Origin of the sequence: Streptomyces sindenensis (genome assembly GCF_014649035.1) — a bacterium.
GTDB lineage: Bacteria > Actinomycetota > Actinomycetes > Streptomycetales > Streptomycetaceae > Streptomyces > Streptomyces sindenensis.
Genome location: NZ_BMSG01000027.1, coordinates 37376 through 57528, shown reverse-complemented (window position 1 = coordinate 57528; position 20153 = coordinate 37376). Strand labels below are relative to the sequence as shown.

The window sequence follows — 20153 nt, the reverse complement described above, 5'->3', positions numbered from 1 at the left end:
CGGGCGGCGGACGGCAGGCTGGGACGGGCGGCCTACTGTCCGCGGATCCGACGCCCGGCCTCGGTTCCCGGGTAGAGGATGGCGTCAGCGACGCGCCCCCCGGAGTCCTTGACGCCACCGCTGAAGTTGAGCCGCCCGGAGGCGCCCGCCTTCGCCGCCACCCCGTCCCAGTAGCGTGCGTCCCGCTCCCACCGGATACCGGACAGCAGGCGGCTCAGCTGATCGGAGCCGAGCGCGTTCGACGGCTCGGCCCAGGGCGTTGTGTGGTGCACCGCGATGCCCAGTCCGGCGAGCACAGCAGGAGCGGTGAGGGCGCTCCGCGCGAGGAAGTGGGCGCTGTGGTCGGAGATCAGGCCCGCGAGCAGCGGCAGGACGTACGCCTCCACCTGCTGGGCATCCGTCCCGGCGGGCAGCTCGTCCTCGTGCACGGTCTCCGCCGAGCGGGAGAGACCACCGCGCCCGTAGATCGTCGTGATCACGAGGGCCCGGAGCACGGAGAGGGTGATCACCTCGGGATCGGTCTTTCCCACCTGGCGCTTGCTCGCGTTGACGAGCTTGGCGAACGACACGACCTTGTCGTCGATCTCGACCTTGACGGCGTCGGCGACACGGTGGGCGAGACGCGTGGCGAAGTCCCGCTGGTCCATCGACATGGCCAGGTTCTTGGCCACGGCGACGCCCTGCACGTTCCGGTCGTAGAAAATCTGCCGGGCGTCGTCCACGGACAGGTCCACGTACAGCTCGAAGGGGATGCGTACGCGGGCGAGTTCGGTGTAGGTGAGGCCGAAGCGCTCCGGATCGTCGTACAGCTCGTGCCAGGCGGTCGTCTGGGTCTCGCCGTCGATGGCGACGATCGAGGTGCCGGGCGCAATGGTCAGGGTCCGCAGTCCGGTGCCCGCCACCAGTTCGTCGCTGAGGGCGGCGAGCGGTCCCGCGTGCCAGAAGGTGATGGGCGGGGTGGACCAGCCGGCGCCCAGCTCACCCTTGACTCCGTCGGCGATGTACTCGGCGTACGAGCCGACGTTCTTCCCCTTCTGCGTGGACTTCAGCGCCCGCTGGACCAGCGACCGCAGTTCGGCATGGCGGCGCACGGCCCCGGACGCGGCCTTCAGGGTCTTCACGTCCTCCTCGCGGCGGGGCGACGGAACGAGCTGGACGAGCGTCGGTACGGACATGGTCCCGATCACCGCGTCGGCACGGAACGGCATGACGGTGAGCTGGGTCCCCTCGATGACCGCTGTCGGCATGGTGATGCGCATGGCGATTCCCCCCTGAGACGGATGCCCCCACTGCGGAAGCATCTCAACATAAACATTCCCATGAAAGCACTGTCAAACACATTGACGTACATGTGGGCTGGTGTAGGTTGTGAGCTGTTCAGTAGGAAGCGGCAGCTGATCATGAGGAGTCGTCGACCGCGTCTTCGGCCGTCGCCAGAGGGCCGCCCATCACCGACGGGGCGTCCGTTGTCGTCCGTTGTCGTTCGCATCCGAGAGGTCCAGGACCCCCGCCATGCCCCAGCCATCCGCGCAGGTGACAGCGGCCGAGATCTCCCGCATCGCGGGAGTAACGCGCGCCACCGTCAGCAACTGGCGCCGTCGGCACGACGACTTCCCGGCGCCGACGGGAGGCAACGAGAGCAGCCCGCTGTACGACCTGACGGCGGTTCGGGCCTGGCTGGCCACGCGCGGCCACGCGGCGGCCACGAACGCCCTGGAGGAATTGCGCACCACTCTGCGCCTGCACCCCCGGGGCAGCCTCGCGGTGGCGAAACTGCTCCCGCTCGTACTCGCCGCGGCCCGCCGCATCCCGGATGAGCTGACCGCGCTGGCCGAACTGCCGGACGCCGACCTCATCACCCACGCGGACAGCTCGGCCGCCCGGCTCGCCGACAGCGTTCCCGGCCCGGAAGCGGTCCACTTCTCGCCGGAGGACACGGCGGTACTACGGGCGCTCGCCCTGTGCGTACGGGACGAGGGCGGCGAGGCGGCCCTCGGCGTTCTCGCGGAGCGGGAGCTGGAGGACACGGCGGCGAGTGGCACGTACGTGACCCCGGGCCCGCTCGCGGACCTCGTGGCACGGCTGGTTCCCGGCCGACCCGTCCGCGTTCTCGACCCCGCCTGCGGTAGCGGCTCCCTGCTCGCGGCGGCGTCCCGGCGGGGCGCGAGCGAGCTGTACGGTCAGGACAGCGTCCCCGTGCAGGCCCGGCGCAGCGCGGTCGCCCTGATGCTGGCGGCACCGGACACGACGGTCACCGTCCGCACCGGGGACAGCCTCCGCGCCGACGCCTTCGAGCAGCTCACCGCGGACGCGGTCCTGTGCAACCCGCCATACGGTGACCGGGACTGGGGCCACGACGAGCTGGCCTACGACCCGCGCTGGGCCTACGGTGTGCCGCCGCGCGCCGAGTCGGAGCTGGCCTGGGTCCAGCACGCGCTCGCGCACCTGGAGCCGGGCGGCCACGCGGTGATGATCCTCCCTCCGGCCACGGCGTCCCGGGCGTCGGGCCGCCGCGTACGTATGGACCTCGTACGCAGCGGAGCTGTACGAGCCATCGTGGCCCTGCCGCCCGGCGCGGCGGCCCCCTTCCACGTCGGTCTCCACATCTGGGTGCTGCAACGCCCCGAACCGGCGGGCCCCGAACGCAAGTCGGTGCTGTTCGTCGACACGACGGTGGCGGGGGTGACGGGCGGCCTTGGCGACGCCCCCTCTTCCGGTGTGACGAGTGCCGGCAGACGTGGCGGAGGCCTGAACCCGGGCTCCCCTCGAACCAGCCGCACCACGTTGGACTGGTCTGTGCTGTCGGAGACCGCACTGACCCATTGGGAGGCCTTCACCGAGGCTCCGGACGCATTCGCCGATGATCCGGGCGCAGCGCGCGCGGTCCCCGTGGTCGACCTGCTCGACGATGTCGTCGACCTCTCCCCCGCCCGGCATGTGCGGGTCTCACGGACCGACGTCGAACCGGCGGAGTTGGCGCGGGAAGCGGACGAGGCCCGGCGCCGCCTCATCGCGCGGACGGAATCCCTGGGCGAGGCGGCGCGTTCGACCGACTGGCACGCCGCCCCTGGCTCGTCGCCCCGCGAGTGGCGTACGGCCACGGCGGCGGACCTGGCCCGAGGCGGCGCGCTCACCCTGCTCCGCACCGCGCCGGAGACGCGGGAGCCCGATCCCGCAGTCTCGGCGCTCCCCGTGCTCACGGGCGGGGACATCGCCCGGGGCACCGGACCGACCGGCGACCCGACAGGCCTGCGTACGGAATCTGCGCCGATGGTGGCGGTGGGCGACGTGGTCGTACGAGCGGTCGCAGGCGGCGGCGGAGCGATGGCCCGAGTGGCGGACGCGGCGGACGAAGGCGCACTGCTCGGCCCCCAGGTCCACCTGTTCCGTCCCGACCCGTCGCGCCTCGACGCCTGGTTCCTCGCCGGCTTCCTGGGCGCGGAAGAGAACATCGCAGCGGCGTCGACCGGCAGCACGATCGTGCACGTCAGTCCCGGCCGGCTGCGCGTACCGCTCCTGCCTCTGGAGGAACAGCGCCGCTACGGCGAGGCGTTCCGCCGCGTGAACGAGCTGCGCGCGGAGGCACGGCACGCCGCGGAACTGGCCGAGCGCATGGCGGGGCTGCTGGCGGGCGGGCTGACGGGGGGCGGGCTGGTACCGCCGCCGGGGGCGGATGCCCCGTCGCACGCCGATGCGCCTCCCCCCGCTACCTCCACTACTTCCACATCCGACGCTTCGGCCTGAATCAGCACCACGAACGTCACGTACCGACCACACTTGTACGCACCCGTCCCGGCGAGTAGGGCGGGGGTCCGAAAGGAATCCGGGGAACCCCTTGAACAGCAGCAAGCACACGGAGCTGGCGAACCACGCCTGGTCCGTCGCCGACCTCCTGCGCGGCGACTACAAGCAGTCCGACTACGGAAAGGTCATCCTTCCGTTCACGGTGCTGCGGCGCCTGGAATGCGTACTGGAGCCGACGCGGCAGAAGGTCGCCGAGACGGCGGCCCTGTACGAGAGCCAGGAGATCGATGGTGACTACTTCCTGCGGAAGGCGTCGGGTCACTCGTTCTACAACAAGAGCGCACTGACGCTGAAGATGATCGCCGCCGACCCGCAGAACGCGGCGAAGAACCTTCAGGTGTATGTCGGTTCGTTCTCGGAGAACGCGACCGAGGTCCTGGACAAGTACGAGTTCGCCCAGCAGATCAAGAAGCTCGACAGCGCGAACCTGCTCTACCAGGTGATCGGCAAGTTCACGGACCTGGACCTGCGCCCCGAGGTCGTGTCCAACCACAACATGGGCTACATCTTCGAGGAGCTGATCCGCCGCTTCGCGGAGCAGTCCAACGAGACCGCGGGCGAGCACTTCACCCCGCGCGAAGTCATCCGGCTCATGGTCAACCTCCTCATCGCCCCGGACGGCGACGCCCTGAGCCTGCCCGGCGTGGTGCGTACGGTCATGGACCCAGCGTGCGGCACGGGCGGCATGCTGAGCGCGGCCGAGGAGCACATCAAGGCGCTGAACCCGGATGCCACGGTGGAGGTGTACGGGCAGGAGCTCAACCCGGAGTCGTGGGCGATCTGCCGGTCGGACCTGATGATCAAGGGCCAGGACCCGGAGAACATCGCGTTCGGTAACTCGTTCTCGGATGACGGCCACGCAAGGGAGAGGTTCGACTACCTGCTGGCGAACCCGCCGTTCGGGGTGGAGTGGAAGAAGGTCAAGGAGGACGTCGAGTACGAGCACACGAACCTCGGCGACTCCGGCCGATTCGGCGCGGGTCTCCCGCGGATCAACGACGGTTCACTGCTCTTCCTCCAGCACATGATCTCGAAGATGAAGCCGGTGGACGCGAAGGGCGGGGGCGGCTCGCGCATCGCCATCGTCTTCAACGGCTCCCCGCTCTTCACGGGCGCGGCCGGCTCGGGAGAGTCGGAGATCCGCCGCTGGATCCTGGAGAACGACTGGCTGGAGGCGATCGTCGCGCTCCCGGATCAGCTCTTCTACAACACGGGCATCTCGACGTACTTCTGGATCCTGACGAACCGGAAGGACGCCCAGCACAAGGGCAAGGTGGTGCTGCTGGACGCGCGCGACCAGTGGGTGAAGATGCGGAAGTCACTGGGCGACAAGCGCAAGGAACTGGGCGACGGATCGGGCGGCAAGCCGAACCACATCGGCGACATCACGCGGCTGTACGGGGACGCGGTGGCGGCCGCGGCGAACGCGGAGCACCCGATGCACGGGAAGGTGAAGGTCTTCGACAACACGGCCTTCGGCTATCAGCGGATCACGGTGGAGCGGCCGTTGAAGCTCCGGTTCGAGCTGACGGAGGAGACGCTGGCGGCGGTCGGGGCGTCGAAGGCGATCCAGAAGCTGCCGAATGCTTCGGCGCTCGTGGACGCCTTCAAGGCGATGGAGGGCCCCCGGTCCTGGGCAACGAAGTCCGAGGCGTGGGTCGCGCTCAAGGGCGCGGCGGTGGCAGCCGGCACGACGTGGCCGACCGGGGCGCCGTTCAGCAAGGCGTTGAGGGAGGCGGTGGGGGTACGGGACCCGGGGGGCGAGGTCCAGCGGGTGAAGGGGCAGCCGGAGCCCGACGCGGAATCGCGGGACTACGAGAACGTGCCGCTGGGCCAGGACGTGGAGGAGTACCTGAAGCGGGAGGTGCACCCGTATGTGGCGGACGCATGGATCGACCACACGAAAACGAAGGTGGGGTACGAGATTCCGTTCACGCGACACTTCTACGTGTACGAGGCGCCGCGGCCGTTGGCGGAGATCGATACGGAACTCAAGGAGCTCGAAGCGGAGATCCAGGCACTGCTGGGGGAGGTGACGGAGTGACACACGTACGCCTGAAATCCCTGGTGCGCCATGTGGTCGAGAAATCCGATGGCGACAGCCATCCGTTCGTCGGCCTGGAAGAGATCGAAAGCGCCACTGGCCACCTCCTCGTCGAGAACCTGCCGCTCAAGGCGGCGAGCGACAGCCTCAGGCATCGCCCGGGCGATGTGCTGTTCAGCAAGCTCCGGCCCTATCTGGCGAAGACCTACCTGCCGACATCACCGGGCACGGGAACCGGGGAGCTCCTCGTGCTGCGTCCGGGCCCAGAGATCGACAGCCGGTTCCTCTCCTATGTCACGAGGTCAGCCCCGTGGCTCGATTGGGCCACCAGCACGGCGTACGGAACGAAGATGCCGCGCACCTCCTGGGAGCTGGTCGGGAACTACCCCACGTGGCTGCCACCGCTGGAAGAGCAGCGTCGCATCTCCGACTTCCTCGCCTCCGAGACGGATCGCATCCATGAATTGCAGAACCGGTACCGGCATTTGACCGCACTGGCGCACGAGCGGGCGCGGGCGGTCATCGACGCAGCGTTGTCTCGCTCCTCCGGGGAAGCCCTCGTGCCGGTATCAGCCACGTGCAAGGCGATCGTGGACTGCGTCAACAAGACGGCGCCCACCGTGGACGGGGAAACGCCCTACAGAATGATCCGCACCTCCAATATCAGGAACGGCGAAGTCGACCTGACCAACACCTTCTCGGTGGAGCATTCCACCTTCGTCGAATGGAACCGTCGCGGCGCCCCTCGGATCGGGGACATCCTCTTTACCCGCGAAGCCCCCCTGGGCCAGGCGGGAATTCTTCGGACGGACGCACCTGTCTTCCTGGGCCAGCGCATCATGCTGTACCGGGCCGACGAAAAGGTGATGCGGAACGACCTCCTGCTGTACAACTTCCTGGGGTCGCACATGGAGAAGCAGCTGCGCCTCCTCGGAGCAGGATCACTGCACGAGCACATGCGCGTGGGGGACGGGCTGAAGTTGCGCGTCCACTGCCCTCCTCGTGCGCACCAGGACGCTCTCGTCCAGCAGATCGACGCCGACCGCGGCCAGTGCCTGCGGCTCGTGCATCTCGCGAACCGGCAGTCGGCCCTCCTCGCCGAGCGCCGCCAAGCCCTCATCACCGCCGCCGTGACCGGCCAGTTCGACGTCTCCACCGCCAGCGGCCGCAACGTAACGGACGGAGTGTAGGTATGGCCCCCATCCACCACGAGTCCGCCTTCGGCGACGCCATAGTCGCCGCCATGTCCGAGCGCGGCTGGCGCGAGGCGCGCCCCGAGGACTACCAGGCCGACCTCGGCCTGGACACCAACGAGTTGTTCACGTTCATCGGCGAGACACAGATCGACGAGTGGAACGACCTCCTCGCCGTCTACGGCAACAACGTCAACGAGGCCCAGCGCGGCTTCGCCCAGCGCCTCGACCGCGCCATCAGCGACGACGGCCTGCTCACCGTCCTGCGTAACGGCGTCAAGGACCGGGGCGTCCGGCTCCGCGTGGCCTACTTCAAGCCGAATCTCGTCGCCGCCGACTCCGTCCTCGACGGCTACCGGGCCAACCGCCTAACCGTCGTACGCGAGCTCGTCTACGCCACCAAGCAGGCCGACTGGGGGAACAAGCTCGACCTGACCCTGTTCCTCAACGGCATCCCCCTCGCCACCGCCGAGCTGAAGAACCCGCTCACTCGCCAAGGCGTCGAAAACGCCAAGGAGCAGTACCGCACCGACCGCGACCCCACCGAGCTGATCTTCACGCGCCGGGTTATCGCCAACTTCGCCGTCGACCCGGACCTGGTCTTCGTCGCGACCCAGCTCCGGGGCAAGAACACCCGCTTCCTGCCGTTCAACACCGGTTCCAACGGCGCCGGCCAGCCCGGCGGGGCCGGAAACCCGGACCCGACGGCGTACGGCACGTACGCCACCTCGTACCTCTGGGAACAGGTCTGGGCGCGGGACAACTGGCTCGACCTGCTCCAGCGGTTCGTGCACCAGCAGAAGACCAAGACGCCGGGTGGCGGGACCACAAGGACGACGATCTTCCCGCGCTTCCACCAGTGGGACGTGGTCAAGCGGCTGACCACCCACGCCGCCACCCACGGCGTCGGGCAGAACTACCTGGTCATGGCCTCGGCCGGTTCCGGGAAGTCGAACACCATCGGCTGGCTTGCTCATCGCTTGAGCGACCTGCACGCCGACACCGACCCGCGCGCCCTCGACACGGAGGCCCTCGCGGCCGGGCGGGTCAAACCGGGGGCTCCGGTCTTCGACAAGGTCATCGTGATCACTGACCGCCGCAACCTGGACGCCCAGCTCCGGGAAACCGTCGGCAGCTTCTCGCAGACCGAGGGCCTGGTCGTCAAGGTCGACGAGAAGCACGGGGCGAAGAGCGAACAGCTCGCCCGCGCGCTGTCCCGGGACACCGGCAAGATCGTCACGGTCACCCTGCACTCGTTCCCCGCTCTGCTGGACTACATCAAGCGCAATCCGACCGAGCTGACCGGCACCAGCTTCGCGATCATCGTGGACGAGGCGCACTCCTCGCAGTCGGGCGACGCCGCCACCGCCGTACGGGCGGCCCTCCGGGACCTCGGTCTGGACTCGGACTCGGAGGACCAGGGAACCACCACCGTCACGGTCGACGAGAAGCTCAAGAAGAAGGCGATCGAACGCTCGCGGGCCGCGAACCTCTCCTACTTCGCGTTCACCGCCACCCCCAAGGCCAAGACGCTCGAACTCTTCGGCACGGAACACACGGTGGACGGCAAGGCGGTCTACCGGCCCTTCCACACGTACTCCATGCGCCAGGCCATCGAGGAAGGCTTCATCCTCGACCCGCTACGGAACTACGTCACGTACAACACGTACTGGAAGCTGGTGAACCAGAACCCGGACGAGCGCGAGGTCGACCCTGCGAAGGCGAACGGCCTGCTCGCCCGGTACGCGCTCACGCATGAGCACACCGTTTCCCAGCACGCCCAGGTGATCGTCGAGCACTTCCTCGCCCACTCCCGCGGCCGGCTCGGCGGGCGGGCCAAGTCCATGGTGGTCACGGCTTCTCGGGAGTCGGCCGCACACATGGCCCGGGCCATCAAGAGCTACATCAAGGACCGCGACTACGACACCAAGTACCCGGACCTGGGTGTGCTCGTCGCGTTCTCCGGCTCGCTCACCATCGAGGGCGAGGAGACGACCGAGCCGAAGGAGAACGGGGGCATTTCGGAGGGCGCCCTGCCGAAGGCGTTCGCGTACACCCGTGCCGACGACAAGGCGGCGAAGGCCGGCGGGCGTGGCCAGCAGGAGTACAAGATCCTGGTGGTAGCGGAGAAGTACCAGACCGGCTTCGACCAGCCGCTGCTGACGACGATGTACGTCAACAAGAAGCTGACCGGCATCTCCGCCGTGCAGACCCTCTCCCGCCTCAACCGCACCGCCGAGCGCAAGGCCCAGGCGGACCTGGCCGTGCTCGACTTCGCCAACGAGGCCGAGGACATCCAGGACGCGTTCCGCCCGTACTACGAGGAGGCGATGACTCTTCCCTCCGACCCGAACCTGCTCTACACCGCGCAGAGCCGGGTCATGTCGGCGCCGATCATCTCGGAGCCGGAGATGGACGAATTCGCCGCCGCGTACTTCGAAGCGAAGGAGAAGGCGGCCGGTTCGCAGGCCAAGTGGGAGAAGCTGCACGCCGAGTTGTACCGGCTCCTCTCCCCCGCCGTCGCCCGCTTCACCCCGCTCCTGGAGAGCGAGGACGAGGACGACGTGGAGACGGCGGAGGACTTCCGCGCGGACCTCAACGACTACGTGCGCAAGTACGGCTTCCTCGCCCAGATCGTGCCCTACCGCGACGCCGAGCTGGAACGCCTGCACCTGTACGGCCGCTACCTCCTCAACCGGCTCCCGCGCCGGGCGGACGGCGGCGTCGACATCGGCGAGATCGACCTCAGTCACCTGCGGGTCGAGAAGACGGGCGAGCACGACGTCTCCCTCTCCCCCGAGGGACCGGCCGAGCTCAAGGGATTCGGCGACGGTACGGGCGGGGCCGCGGAGGCCGAGAAGTCGCTGCTCTCCGAGCTGATCGACCAGTTCAATGCCAAGTTCGGCACGGACTTCACGGAGGAGGACGTGCGGAAGCCGTTCGACGAGGCTTTGGCCGAGGGCAAGGTGCGGGCCGCCGCCGTCGTCAACGACGAGAACAACTTCGGCAAGGTCTTCGACAAGGTCTTCGCCGACAAGATGGCCGACCACATCGAGTCGACGGCCGGCATGGGACGGCAGTACTTCGGCCCCGACAAGACCTTCCGGTCCAACCTGGACCGCAGCGCCCGTCGGGCGGCCTGGCGGATGATCCGCCGCGACGAGGGCGTGGACGAATAGTCGCCCCTTACGCAGGAGGGCCCCGCCACGCGCCGCACGGGCGATGCAGTGGGGCCCTCAGACCGTTCTGTGCCTCAAGCCTCCGGCCGTCGGACGAACGCCGCCCATGCCTCCGGGCTGAGCACCACTATGGGGCCCTGAACCTGCTTCGAGTCGCGTACAAGCACGTTCGTGGGCATTGAGGCAACCTCCAGGCATTCGCCGCCTTCAGCTCCGCTGTAGCTGCTCTTGAACCAAGTCAGCTCCTGTGCGGCACTGGCATCCGTGGTCTTCATAGCTCTCCCAGCCGCTTCTCGACGAACCGCAGGGACTCTCGTGGTGTGAGAGCCTGCGACCGGATGATTCCACAGCGAGCTGCGACGGAACGCACCTCCTCGCGATCCGTCATGAGGATGCTGCGTCCCTGCACTTCCAGGTAGGCGACCTGCTCACCCCCCTTGCGGGTGAGCAGAGTGAACGGCCCGTCCACCCCTGCGTTGTCCTCTTGGTCGATCGGCATGACCTGGATCTCCACGTTGCGCTTCTGCCCGACCAGGAGCACTCGTTCAAGCACACCGCGCAGGACGGACGCCCCGCCGAACGGCTTGCGCAAGACCTGTTCCTCGATCACGAAACTCAGCAGCGGAGCAGGCCAACGGTTGAAGATCTCCTGCCGTGCCAGCCGAGCCGACACCCGCTGCTCGATGATGTCCTCGCTGAGCAACGGCCGACGCATGCTGAGGAGGGCTCGCGTGTACTCCTCCGTCTGGAGAAGCCCGGGCACCGCGCTCACGGCGAAGACGAACAGCTCCAGCGCTTCGGCCTCCAACCTGGCCGCATCCCGGAAGAACGCCGGATACTGCGCCCGCGCCACCTCCTCCTTCATCGCCAGTAGCAGTCCACCCGCGTCCAGCACCGGGTCCGCCTGGTCGATGAACCCGGGCTGCGGGATCCGCCTCCCCTGCTCGAAGGACGCCACCGACTGTGCCGCGTACCCGACCCGGTTGCCGAACTCCGTCCGGTCCATCCCCGCCCGGATCCGCAACAGCTTCAACTGCCGGCCGAACGCGACCATCACCCCCGACCCGGGCTCGTCCTCGGGCCGTCCCCCGTGCTCCGGGCCCGCCGCGCGCCCCGCTCCCGAACCCGCCTCGTCGTCCTGCGTCATCGTCGCCACCGCCTGTCCCACGTACGTACACGCCGTGCGCCGTCGCGTACAACCACCTCACGACGGCGCGTCACCCCTGGTCACGCTACGCCACGAGTCGTCACCGTGGAGGCATGACCAGCAACCCCTCACCCCTCCCCGTACGCATGGCGCGCCCCGCCCAACCCCGCTTCACCTGGCACCACTTCACGATGCGGTTCAGCTCCACACCGCGCAGTGCCCGCCTCGCCCGGCACTTGGCCGGCGAGCGGCTCGACACCTGGGGCGTCCCGTACGGGAGCGACGCCCACGACGTGTTGACGCTGATCGTGGCGGAGCTCAGCGCCAACGCCGTCAGCCACGGACTCGTACGGGGACGGGACTTCCGCCTCCGGCTCTCCGCCGAGGGCACGACCGTACGCGTGGAGGTCACCGACACCCGTGGCGAACGCCTCCCCGCGCTCACCGAACCCTCCGTTCCCGACCAGGAAGGCGGCCGAGGTCTGCTCCTCGTCGCCGCCCTGGCCGACGACTGGGGCTGGTCCCCCCGCACCGACGGCCCCGGCAAGACCGTCTGGGCCTCGCTGGACGTACGGCCGCTCTGATCCGGCGCCCGGCGTTACCCGATCTCCACCACCCGCGCCCACGCCGGCGGCCGGGGAGGGACGTAGTCGGGGTTGTCCTCGTTCCAGGAGCCGCGCCGGTGGTCTCTCGGGAACAGGCCGATGACCGTGCGGCACGCCGGCTGAGCGCTCGGCCACGGCGTCTGGCCGTCCGTCAGGACGACGATGGCTTCGGGGCGGGGATGGGACCGCAGCGCCTTGGCGAAGCCCGTACGCAGGTCCGTGCCGCCGCCGCCCACCAGCGGGATGCCCTCGGCCTGGCACAGCGGGTGGACCACCCGGGTCGCCGCGTCGCACGCGAGGACGGTGACCAGGTCGCGGCGGCCGCCCACCGCGCGGGAGATGGCGGCGACTTCGAGGAGGGCGCTGCCCAGTTCGGCGTCGCTGACCGAGCCGGAGGTGTCGATGACGACGGAGACCCGGGGCGGTCTGCGGCGGAGGCTCGGCAGGACGACGCCGGGCAGGCCGGTGGAGCGGCGCGCGGGCCGCCCGTAGCTGTAGTCCTCCCCCGCGCCCGGGCCGGAGGCGGCCGAGCGGACGGCGGCGCCCAGCAGCTCCCGCCAGGGCTGCGGCGGGTGGAACGCCTCCTCCGCCCACCGCTTCCATCCCTTCGAGGCGTTGCCCGGCCGGCCGGTGATGCCCTGCGCGACCCGGAAGCGGACGGCGTCCTGTTCGTGTGCGCTGAGCCCGTGCGCGCCGTCCGGCCCCAGGTCCCATTCCCTCTCCAGGCCGTCGGCGCCGCTTCCGCAGTCCAGCCAGGCGAGGTCCTGGGTACGCGGGCCGAGGCGGAACTGGTACAGGTAGTCCTCCATGAGCTCGCCTGACTGCAGGTGCAGCGTCGACGGGTAGACGGCGCCCTTCGGCCGGGCCAGGCCGTCGCCGTACACGTCGTCGTTGATCTCGCAGTCGGCGGCGATGTTCATCCGCAGCCGGTCCCCCGGGCCGGTCAGCCCGCGCTGCCGGGCGACCCGGTCGCTGCGCCCGTGGTGGTCGCGCAGCAGGTGCGACACCTCGTGGACCCAGACCCCGGCCAGCTCCTCCACCGGAGTGCGGGCCACGAAGGACGGGGAGACGTAGCACCGCCAGTACCGGTCGACGGCCATGGTCGGAACCTCCCGCGACTCCACGGTGTGCAGGGCGAACAGGGCCGTGGCCAGATAGGGGCGGGCCCGGGCCGCCTGGAGGCGGGCGGCGAAGAGTTTGTCCAGGTCCAGGTCCAGGTCGAGCGCGCCCGGCGCGTCCGCCGTCGTCATCGGCCCGCCTTCGCCCCGACGCGGGCCACCCGGTCCGCCGCCCGGTCCGCCCGCTGGGACAGGGAGACCACTCCGGCGAGGTGCTCGATGGCGGCCGGTACGTCCCAGTCCTCCCGGCGCAGCGAGGCGAGGGTGGTGGCGGGGACGACCACCAGGTCGGGGGCTCCGGTCTCCAGCGCCCGGACGAGCAGCGCCCACGCCGCGTCCCAGCGTGCCCGGTCCGGGCGGGTACGCACCGCGGCGACGACCCCGTCGAGTGCGGCCTGCCGGAGATCGCCGCGCTCGGGCAGGACGGCGCCCGCCGGATCGGCGAGGAGGTCCTCGGGGTCGGGAAGTTCCATCCGGTCCAGGCTCGCCAGCAGTTCGAGGCCCGGGCCGTCTCCCACCGTTCCCCTGACCAGCAGGGACAGCACCTCCCGGGAGGAGCCGGCGGCGGTCGCGAAGGCGATCAGGTTCAGCGTCATGTCCCAGCTGCGCGGCGACGGCCACGGGCCGCCCCGGCGGGTCTCCGTGGTGGGCAGCCGGTGGACGAGCGTGGGGCGGGCGGAGAGCAGCCCGCACACGGCGCGCCGGGCGAAGTCCACGGCCTCGGGCAGCCTTTCGGGGTCGAGGCGGGGCATCGTCGCGCGGGGCCAGGTGCCGGCGAGGCCGCGTACGACGACCTCGTGATTGTGGGTCCACTGGAGGTGGACGAACCGGTTGGCGAGCGGCGGGCTCAGCTCCCAGCCGTCGGCCGCCGACGAACGCGGGTTGGCCGCCGCCACGATCCTTACGCCGGGCGGGAGCCGCAGTGCACCGATGCGCCGCTCCAGGACGAGGCGCAGCAGCGCGGCCTGGACGGCGGGCGGTGCGGTGGAGAGCTCGTCGAGGAACAGCAGGCCCTTTCCCGCCCGTACGAGGCGGACGGCCCAGTCCGGCGGGGCCATCGGCACGCCCTGTTCGGCCGGGTCGTCGCCGACGATGGGGAGCCCGGAGAAGTCGGACGGCTCGTGCACGCTGGCGATCACGGTGGTGAGCGGCAGGTCCAGAGAGGCGGCGAGCTGGGTGAGGGCCGCGGTCTTGCCGATGCCCGGCTCGCCCCACAGCAGGACGGGCAGGTCGGCGGAGACCGCCAGGGTCAGCGCCTCCAGCTGGATGTCGGGGCGCAGCTCGGTGGTGGTGCCGCGAAGCATGCTCATCAGCACTTCTGCGACGGCGAGTTGGGAGCCGGGAGCGGAGTCCGTGGGCGCGGAGGACAGGGTGTTCGTGGGCATGGGTGATCACCTGAGGGTGTGCGAGAGGGCGGATGGGAGGGGGCGGCCTTGGGAGCGCGGCAGCGGCCGCGGAGGCTACGGGTTCAGCTGATGGTGGTGTGGCGCGGTCGACGGGCCCGGCGCGGGCGGGGGTCGACGATGCGGCGGGGGTCCGTGCGGCGGCGGATCGGGCCGGGGCCGAGCAGGTCGGCCCGGAACAGTCCGTAGGTGATCCGCCGTCGGGCCGCGGCTTCCAGTTCGTCCCGCAAGGGGCCATCGCGGAGCACTGCCTCGGGACCGAGGAGCCCCTCGACGACGGCGAGCGCGCCGGCGATGTCCCCGTGATCGAGGCGTTCGCGCACACCGGTGAGGCAGTCGGGCCTTCGGTGTGCTTCGTCGATCGCCTGGAGGCAGGGCAACGGCGTTCCGGTGAGGGCGACCAGCAGTTCTTCACGGCGGATCTCGGCCGGGTCGTGGTCCAGCGGAGCGAGGGCCCCGTCGACCAGGCCGATCCGGTGCTGCGATCCCCGGCAGTCCACCAGGCGCACGGCCCCGGTCCGGTCGCCGGTACGTGAACGGGCCGCAGCGGAAGCCGATGCCGGGAGGTCCGGCACGAGCGCCCGCGCGACCAGCGGGTGCAGTTGGCCGGGCTCGATCGCCCCGGTACGGAGCAGGTCGAGGTCGGGCAGCACCCACGTGGCCGCGTCCGGCAGCACGGGTGCCGTGGACGAACCCGGGTCCGGCAGCGCCGCCGCGATCCGCGCGACCGGCGTGCCAGGGCCGTTCTCGTCTGCCTCCATGCGGAGAAGCAGTCGGCGTCGGCCGCCCAGTCGCACACTCACCGTCCCGCCCGGTCCTCGCCCCTCCGCTCGGAGCAGGGTCGCCGCCTCCGCCGCCCACCGGTCGACGGCACAGCGGCGGTCCGGTGGCACGACGGCCCACAGGTCAGGGTCAACTGGCTGCCTGGAGTTTCCGGTTGACGGGGCGTCGGTTCCGGAGCGGAGCGGCAGTTCATCGGCCCTGCGCGCATCCCACAGGTGGCGGTGCAGATCGAGGCGGAAGCGGCGGTTCGGATGAGGGTGGGGGTGACGGCGGGCGGTGGGCTCGGTGTGCGAGCCGTCCCACAGCGCGAGGCTGATCCGCTGCCCGGCGTCCGCCCAGGCGGGCGGGGTCCGGACGACCAGGTGCAACGGGCCCGGCCCGTCGCGCTCCGCTGGGTCGTAGCGGGCCAGGTCGATCGTCAGCCCCGGGCGCAGCAGCCCGTGCGGGGCGACTCTCGGCATGTGCCAGCGCAGCAGGTCGGGTGCCAGGTGGCGTAGGTCCGCCCGGATGCGGGCGGCGAGGGCCCGGCCGTGACTGCGTGCCACGGAGCGGAGTTGGAGATCGACGTCGACGCCTGCCGCGGCGCACGCTCCTGCCCAGTCCCCGGCCTCGCGGCGGGCGGTCGCAGCCTCGATCATCGAGGCCGGCACGGCGAACTCGCGCACGCGCGGCCAGAAGGAGGGGAAACGCAGAGTGGACGGGTGGGAATCCCGGTTCGCGGTCGAAGTGAGCATCAGCACTCACCTTGCGCGGACGGGTCCCCCAATCTGTTCATGGAGTGAGTCATCGCGGGGAGCTTAGCTCCGGTGACCGGGATCCGCCAGAACTTTCTTCGCCGACGGAGCGACGCCCGGACGAAGACGGGACGCCCGCACGGCCCTGAGCAGCACTAACGAGCCACTTCGGTGACCGGAACAAGACGGCTCATCCCTCGCTGCGCGCCTCCGGTGGACCTGGAACACCCCCACCGGCCAGACTCGTCCCCAACCATGCCGTGGTCGGCCCCCTGCACGTCGACCGCATCCGCACAACCCCGGGGGAACGGTGTCACCACAGGCGATCGCCGGTCGGTACGAACTGCTGGAAGGGCTCGACAGCGGTGGCATGGGCGACGTGTGGCGCGGCTACGACGCCGTGCTCGACCGGCCCGTCGCCGTGAAACTGATCCGACAGCAAGCCGTTCTCGGCTCGCCGCAACTGGCCGAGGAGTTCGCGAAGCGCTTCCGTCGCGAGGCCCGCATCACCGCCAAGATCCGGCACACCGGAGTTCCCCAGGTGTACGACGCGGTGCTGGACGACTCGTTCGAGCGGCTGTACCTGGTCATGGAGCTGGTCGACGGGGTGGCCCTGTCCTCGTACATCCACCCGGAACGTCCGCTGCCGGTCAGCTGGGCGGCCGCAGTCGCCGCGCAGGTTGCGACCGTGCTGTCGTACGCACACGAAGTGCCGGTCATTCACCGCGATTTGAAGCCGGGCAACATTCTGGTCGCCCGGGACGGGACCGTGAAGGTCCTGGACTTCGGGATCGCGGCGATCCTGCGAAGCGACGCCACCAAGCTCACCGCCACCGGCACCCCGATCGGGACCTACCAGTACATGGCGCCGGAGCAGGTGCGGGGCGGGCGCACGAGCACGCAGACCGACCTGTACGCGCTCGGCTGCATCCTCCACGAGCTCCTCTGCGGAAGTCTGTTGTTCAGCGGTGCCAGTGAGTACGTGGTGATGTCTCAGCATGTCAACGCGGCACCCACCCCGCTGCGGACTCTGCGCCCCGACGTACCCGAGGCACTTGAGGACCTCGTCCTGCACCTGCTGCTCAAGGCGCCGGAGGCCCGGCCTGCGGATGTGCAGGAGGTGTACGAGCGGCTGCGGCCCTTCCTGCCGCCCCCGGGTCAGCAGCCCTCGCCGGGTGAGGAGCGGTGGAACGGTGCGCCCGACCCGACCGGGATCTTCCGCAACCCGTACGCCCCGCGCGCCCGCGCCGGTGAAGGCCGCCGTCCCACGCCCACCACCGTTGACCCGGGCGTCGCAGCCGCCGTGCCCGTCCCCGTACCGGAGCAGCTGCGTGCGGAGATCGAGGAGGCTTACCAGCATTCCGACGCGCTGCTGGAGGAGGAGCGGTACGCCCAGGCCGCCGAAGTGCTCGGAGAGCTGATCGAGCCGGCCGCCCGCGCTCTCGGTGAGGAGAGCAGGAGAGTGCTGGGTCTACGGCGGCAGCGGGCCGCGATCCGGCTGCTCGGCGGAGACTTCCGGGCGGCGCTGCCGGAGTTCGAGGCCCTCGCCGATGCCTACGCGCGGACCGACGGGCCGACGGGGGAACGGGCCCGCGGCTGCCGCGCGCAGGCTGCCCGGTGCCGGGGCGAGCTCGGACAGGTGACCGACGCGCTGGCCGCTCTGCGCAGCGTCCTCGAAGTGGTCCGAACCGTCGACGGCGACGTCAGCGACGAGGCGGTCGAGCTGCGGCGGGACATCGGGATGCTCCTGCTTGCCCAGGGGCAGGCCGCCGAGGCCGAGCGGATCCTCACACCGCTCTACGACGACCTGTGCCTGGTGTTCGGCGCCGACGACGAGATGACGGAGGAGGTCGCCGAGGCCCTGGCCCTGATACGTCTCGACCTCGACGGGACCGCGGGCTGAGTGCCCGGTCTGCTGTCGTTTCCCCCTTGCCCCACCCCCTCGCTCCGTTCCGCCCGCACCACGGGAGAGTCCGCCCATGCCCCACCTCGCGTTCGACATCGGTTTCTGTTCCCAGCTCGGCAAGCTTCAAGGGACTGTCAAACAAGGGGTGTTCGACGCCTGGGAGAAGTTCGAACGACTCACGCTCGACCAGTTGTTCAAGGACCCGGGGCTGAAACTCGAGTCGCTGAAGCGCGCTCGCGATCCGCACATCCGCACCATCCGCATCGACCAGGGGACGCGGGGCGTGGTGCTCGCGCCCGACAGCGGTGACACCTACGTGCTGCTCCGGGTGATGCCGCACGACAAGGCGATCGACTGGGCGATCAAGCAGAAGGCGAGCGTCAACACCGTCACCCGGGCGGTGGAGATCCGGGACATCGCCATGCTGGACGAGCTCACACCTGCCTACGAGCGGATCGCTCCGGCTGCCGATCAGCGACTGTTCACCAAGGTGTCCGACGGAGACCTCGCGGCGCTGGGCATCGACGAAACCACGCTGCGTCAGGCCCGTGCACTCACCGATGTGGAGCAGCTGGAGGTCTTCGCCCCCTATTTCCCGCAGGACCAACGTGAGGTCCTGGAGTACCTGGCGGCAGGATTCAGCGTGGAGGAGGTGTGGCGGGATGTCGTCTCCGTCAGTCTCGCCCAGGTCTCGCCGGGTGACGCTCCTGTGGACACGGACGACTTCGCCACGGCCATCCACCGCACGCGTACCCGCATCGCGCTGGTGACCGCGTCCGAGGAGTTGCGGGACATCCTGGGCAAGCCGTTCGCGGCCTGGCGGGTGTTTCTCCACCCCTCCCAGCACCGGATCGCCTATCGGGCTTCGTACTCCGGCCCCGCACAGGTCACCGGTGGCCCGGGCACGGGGAAGACCGTCGTCGCGCTGCATCGTGTGCGGCATCTCCTGGGGCACCTGCGCGATGGCGATCGCATCCTGCTGACCACGTACACGAACGCGCTCGTGGCCGCGCTGCGGAGCGGACTGGCCTCCCTGGTGGAGGACGAGACGCTGCGCGACCGTGTCGACATCATGACGGTCGACGCGTTCGCGGGTCGTGTCGTGTCCACCTCGCGGCGCCCCCTGCGGGGCGGCGAGGAAGAGCCGCGGTGGGAACAGGCCGCGCGGGCGACCGGATTCTCGGGGACGGGACAGTTTCTGGCACAGGAGTACAAGCACGTCGTCCTGGCGCAGAATCTGCGCACCCTGGAGGAGTACGAGGACTGTGAGCGGCGAGGCCGGGGCAGCGCCCTGCCGATCACCTCCCGCGCGCTCGTTTGGCGCACAGTCGAGAAGTTCACCGGCCGTCTGACAGCCGACGGGCTGCGCACCTACCTCGGCACCTGTGCGGAGGCAGCGGATCTGCTGGAGTCCGGCGGCCCGCGCTATCGGCACGTCGTCGTCGACGAGGCACAGGACCTGCACCCCGTGCAGTGGCGGTTGCTGCGGGCGGCCGCCCCGTCCCGCCCGGACGACCTGTTCATCGCGGGCGATCCGCACCAACGGATCTACGACTCGAAGGTGTCGCTGAAGGCCGTCGGAGTGAGGGTCGCCGGCCGGTCGACGAAGATGCGCAAGAACTACCGCTCCACCCACGAGATCCTCAGCTGGTCAACGGCTCTGCTGGTCGGGCGGCCCTTCGAACAGCTCGCCGATGACGCGCGGAACGAGACCCTGCTGGGCTACCGCTCGTCTCTTCACGGCACACGGCCCGAGATGCTCGGAGCGGAATCGGAGGCAGCGGAACTGGAAGGACTCGTGGAGCGGGTGCGCGGCTGGCTCGACAGCGGGATCGCCGCAGGCGAGATCGGGGTCAGCGCCCGGTTCAACAAGAACGGAGACAAGGCGGTAGAGCGGCTCAGGCAGGCCGGCATTCCCGCGGCTCGCTTGCGAGGTGACAGCATTGCCGAGGCGGATGCCGTCCAGGTCGGCACCATGCATGCCTTCAAGGGACTGGAGTTTCGCTGTGTCGCGGTCATCGGTGCGTGTGTCGGCGCCCTCCCGTTCCCCAAGGCGGTTACCCCGGCCGAGGTCGACCGCCTTCAGCACGCCGCCGATCTGCTGGCGGAACGTTGTCTGCTCTTCGTGGCGTGCACGCGTGCTCGGGACGATTTGTACGTGTCGTGGACCGGGGAGCCCAGTGCATTCCTGGTGGAGGCCGGGGTGTGAGAGCAACTGCGGTGCCGCATCACCGTCC

At 70.0% G+C, this 20153-nt stretch carries 13 protein-coding genes; 7 read left to right on the top strand and 6 right to left on the bottom strand.

The window, feature by feature from the left end:
• Window positions 1-32 precede the first annotated feature (32 nt).
• Window positions 33-1259, bottom strand: coding sequence for a DNA sulfur modification protein DndB (locus tag IE145_RS24935; RefSeq protein ID WP_189527694.1), 1227 nt, complete (start codon window positions 1257-1259; stop codon window positions 33-35).
• A gap of 253 nt (window positions 1260-1512) precedes the next feature.
• Here IE145_RS24935 and IE145_RS24930 point away from each other — a divergent pair, with 253 nt between their 5' ends.
• The 4 genes from IE145_RS24930 (at window position 1513) to IE145_RS24915 (ending at window position 10220) form a co-directional block, all read left to right on the top strand.
• Window positions 1513-3744 (top strand): N-6 DNA methylase, encoded by a 2232-nt coding sequence (locus IE145_RS24930; protein ID WP_189527693.1) that lies wholly within the window; start codon window positions 1513-1515, stop codon window positions 3742-3744.
• A gap of 91 nt (window positions 3745-3835) precedes the next feature.
• Window positions 3836-5848, top strand: coding sequence for a type I restriction-modification system subunit M (locus tag IE145_RS24925; RefSeq protein WP_189527692.1), 2013 nt, complete (start codon window positions 3836-3838; stop codon window positions 5846-5848).
• A complete protein-coding gene (locus IE145_RS24920) occupies window positions 5845-7038 on the top strand; it encodes a restriction endonuclease subunit S domain-containing protein (RefSeq protein WP_189527691.1) in 1194 nt (397 codons plus the stop codon). The genes IE145_RS24925 and IE145_RS24920 overlap by 4 nt, the downstream gene beginning before the upstream one ends.
• 2 nt (window positions 7039-7040) lie before the next feature.
• Window positions 7041-10220 (top strand): type I restriction endonuclease subunit R, encoded by a 3180-nt coding sequence (locus IE145_RS24915; RefSeq protein WP_189527690.1) that lies wholly within the window; start codon window positions 7041-7043, stop codon window positions 10218-10220.
• Window positions 10221-10294: 74 nt separating this feature from the next.
• Here IE145_RS24915 and IE145_RS24910 read toward each other — a convergent pair whose 3' ends face one another.
• Both IE145_RS24910 and IE145_RS24905 read right to left on the bottom strand, forming a co-directional pair.
• Complete coding sequence (locus tag IE145_RS24910) at window positions 10295-10495, bottom strand: DUF397 domain-containing protein (RefSeq protein WP_079149690.1); 201 nt, start codon at window positions 10493-10495, stop codon at window positions 10295-10297.
• On the bottom strand, window positions 10492-11367 hold the full coding sequence (locus IE145_RS24905) for a helix-turn-helix domain-containing protein (protein ID WP_189527689.1): 876 nt from the start codon (window positions 11365-11367) through the stop codon (window positions 10492-10494). The genes IE145_RS24910 and IE145_RS24905 overlap by 4 nt, the downstream gene beginning before the upstream one ends.
• 113 nt (window positions 11368-11480) lie before the next feature.
• Here IE145_RS24905 and IE145_RS24900 point away from each other — a divergent pair, with 113 nt between their 5' ends.
• Entirely contained in the window at window positions 11481-11951 is a 471-nt protein-coding gene (locus tag IE145_RS24900; RefSeq protein ID WP_189527688.1) for an ATP-binding protein, read from the top strand.
• Window positions 11952-11965: 14 nt separating this feature from the next.
• Here IE145_RS24900 and IE145_RS24895 read toward each other — a convergent pair whose 3' ends face one another.
• The 3 genes from IE145_RS24895 to IE145_RS24885 all read right to left on the bottom strand — a co-directional run bounded on the left by IE145_RS24895 (window position 11966) and on the right by IE145_RS24885 (window position 16010).
• Window positions 11966-13222, bottom strand: a complete 1257-nt coding sequence (locus IE145_RS24895) for a vWA domain-containing protein (RefSeq protein ID WP_189527687.1) — start codon at window positions 13220-13222, stop codon at window positions 11966-11968.
• On the bottom strand, window positions 13219-14475 hold the full coding sequence (locus tag IE145_RS24890; protein WP_189527686.1) for an AAA family ATPase: 1257 nt from the start codon (window positions 14473-14475) through the stop codon (window positions 13219-13221). Before IE145_RS24890 ends, IE145_RS24895 begins: the two co-directional genes overlap by 4 nt.
• 83 nt (window positions 14476-14558) lie before the next feature.
• Window positions 14559-16010 (bottom strand): hypothetical protein, encoded by a 1452-nt coding sequence (locus IE145_RS24885; RefSeq protein WP_189527685.1) that lies wholly within the window; start codon window positions 16008-16010, stop codon window positions 14559-14561.
• Between the two features lie 310 nt (window positions 16011-16320).
• Here IE145_RS24885 and IE145_RS24880 point away from each other — a divergent pair, with 310 nt between their 5' ends.
• Together IE145_RS24880 and IE145_RS24875 are read left to right on the top strand one after the other, a co-directional pair.
• Window positions 16321-17913, top strand: a complete 1593-nt coding sequence (locus tag IE145_RS24880) for a serine/threonine-protein kinase (RefSeq protein ID WP_189527684.1) — start codon at window positions 16321-16323, stop codon at window positions 17911-17913.
• Window positions 17914-17989: 76 nt separating this feature from the next.
• Window positions 17990-20125: a UvrD-helicase domain-containing protein gene (locus IE145_RS24875; RefSeq protein ID WP_189527683.1), complete on the top strand. Its 2136-nt coding sequence runs from the start codon at window positions 17990-17992 to the stop codon at window positions 20123-20125.
• Window positions 20126-20153 lie beyond the last annotated feature (28 nt).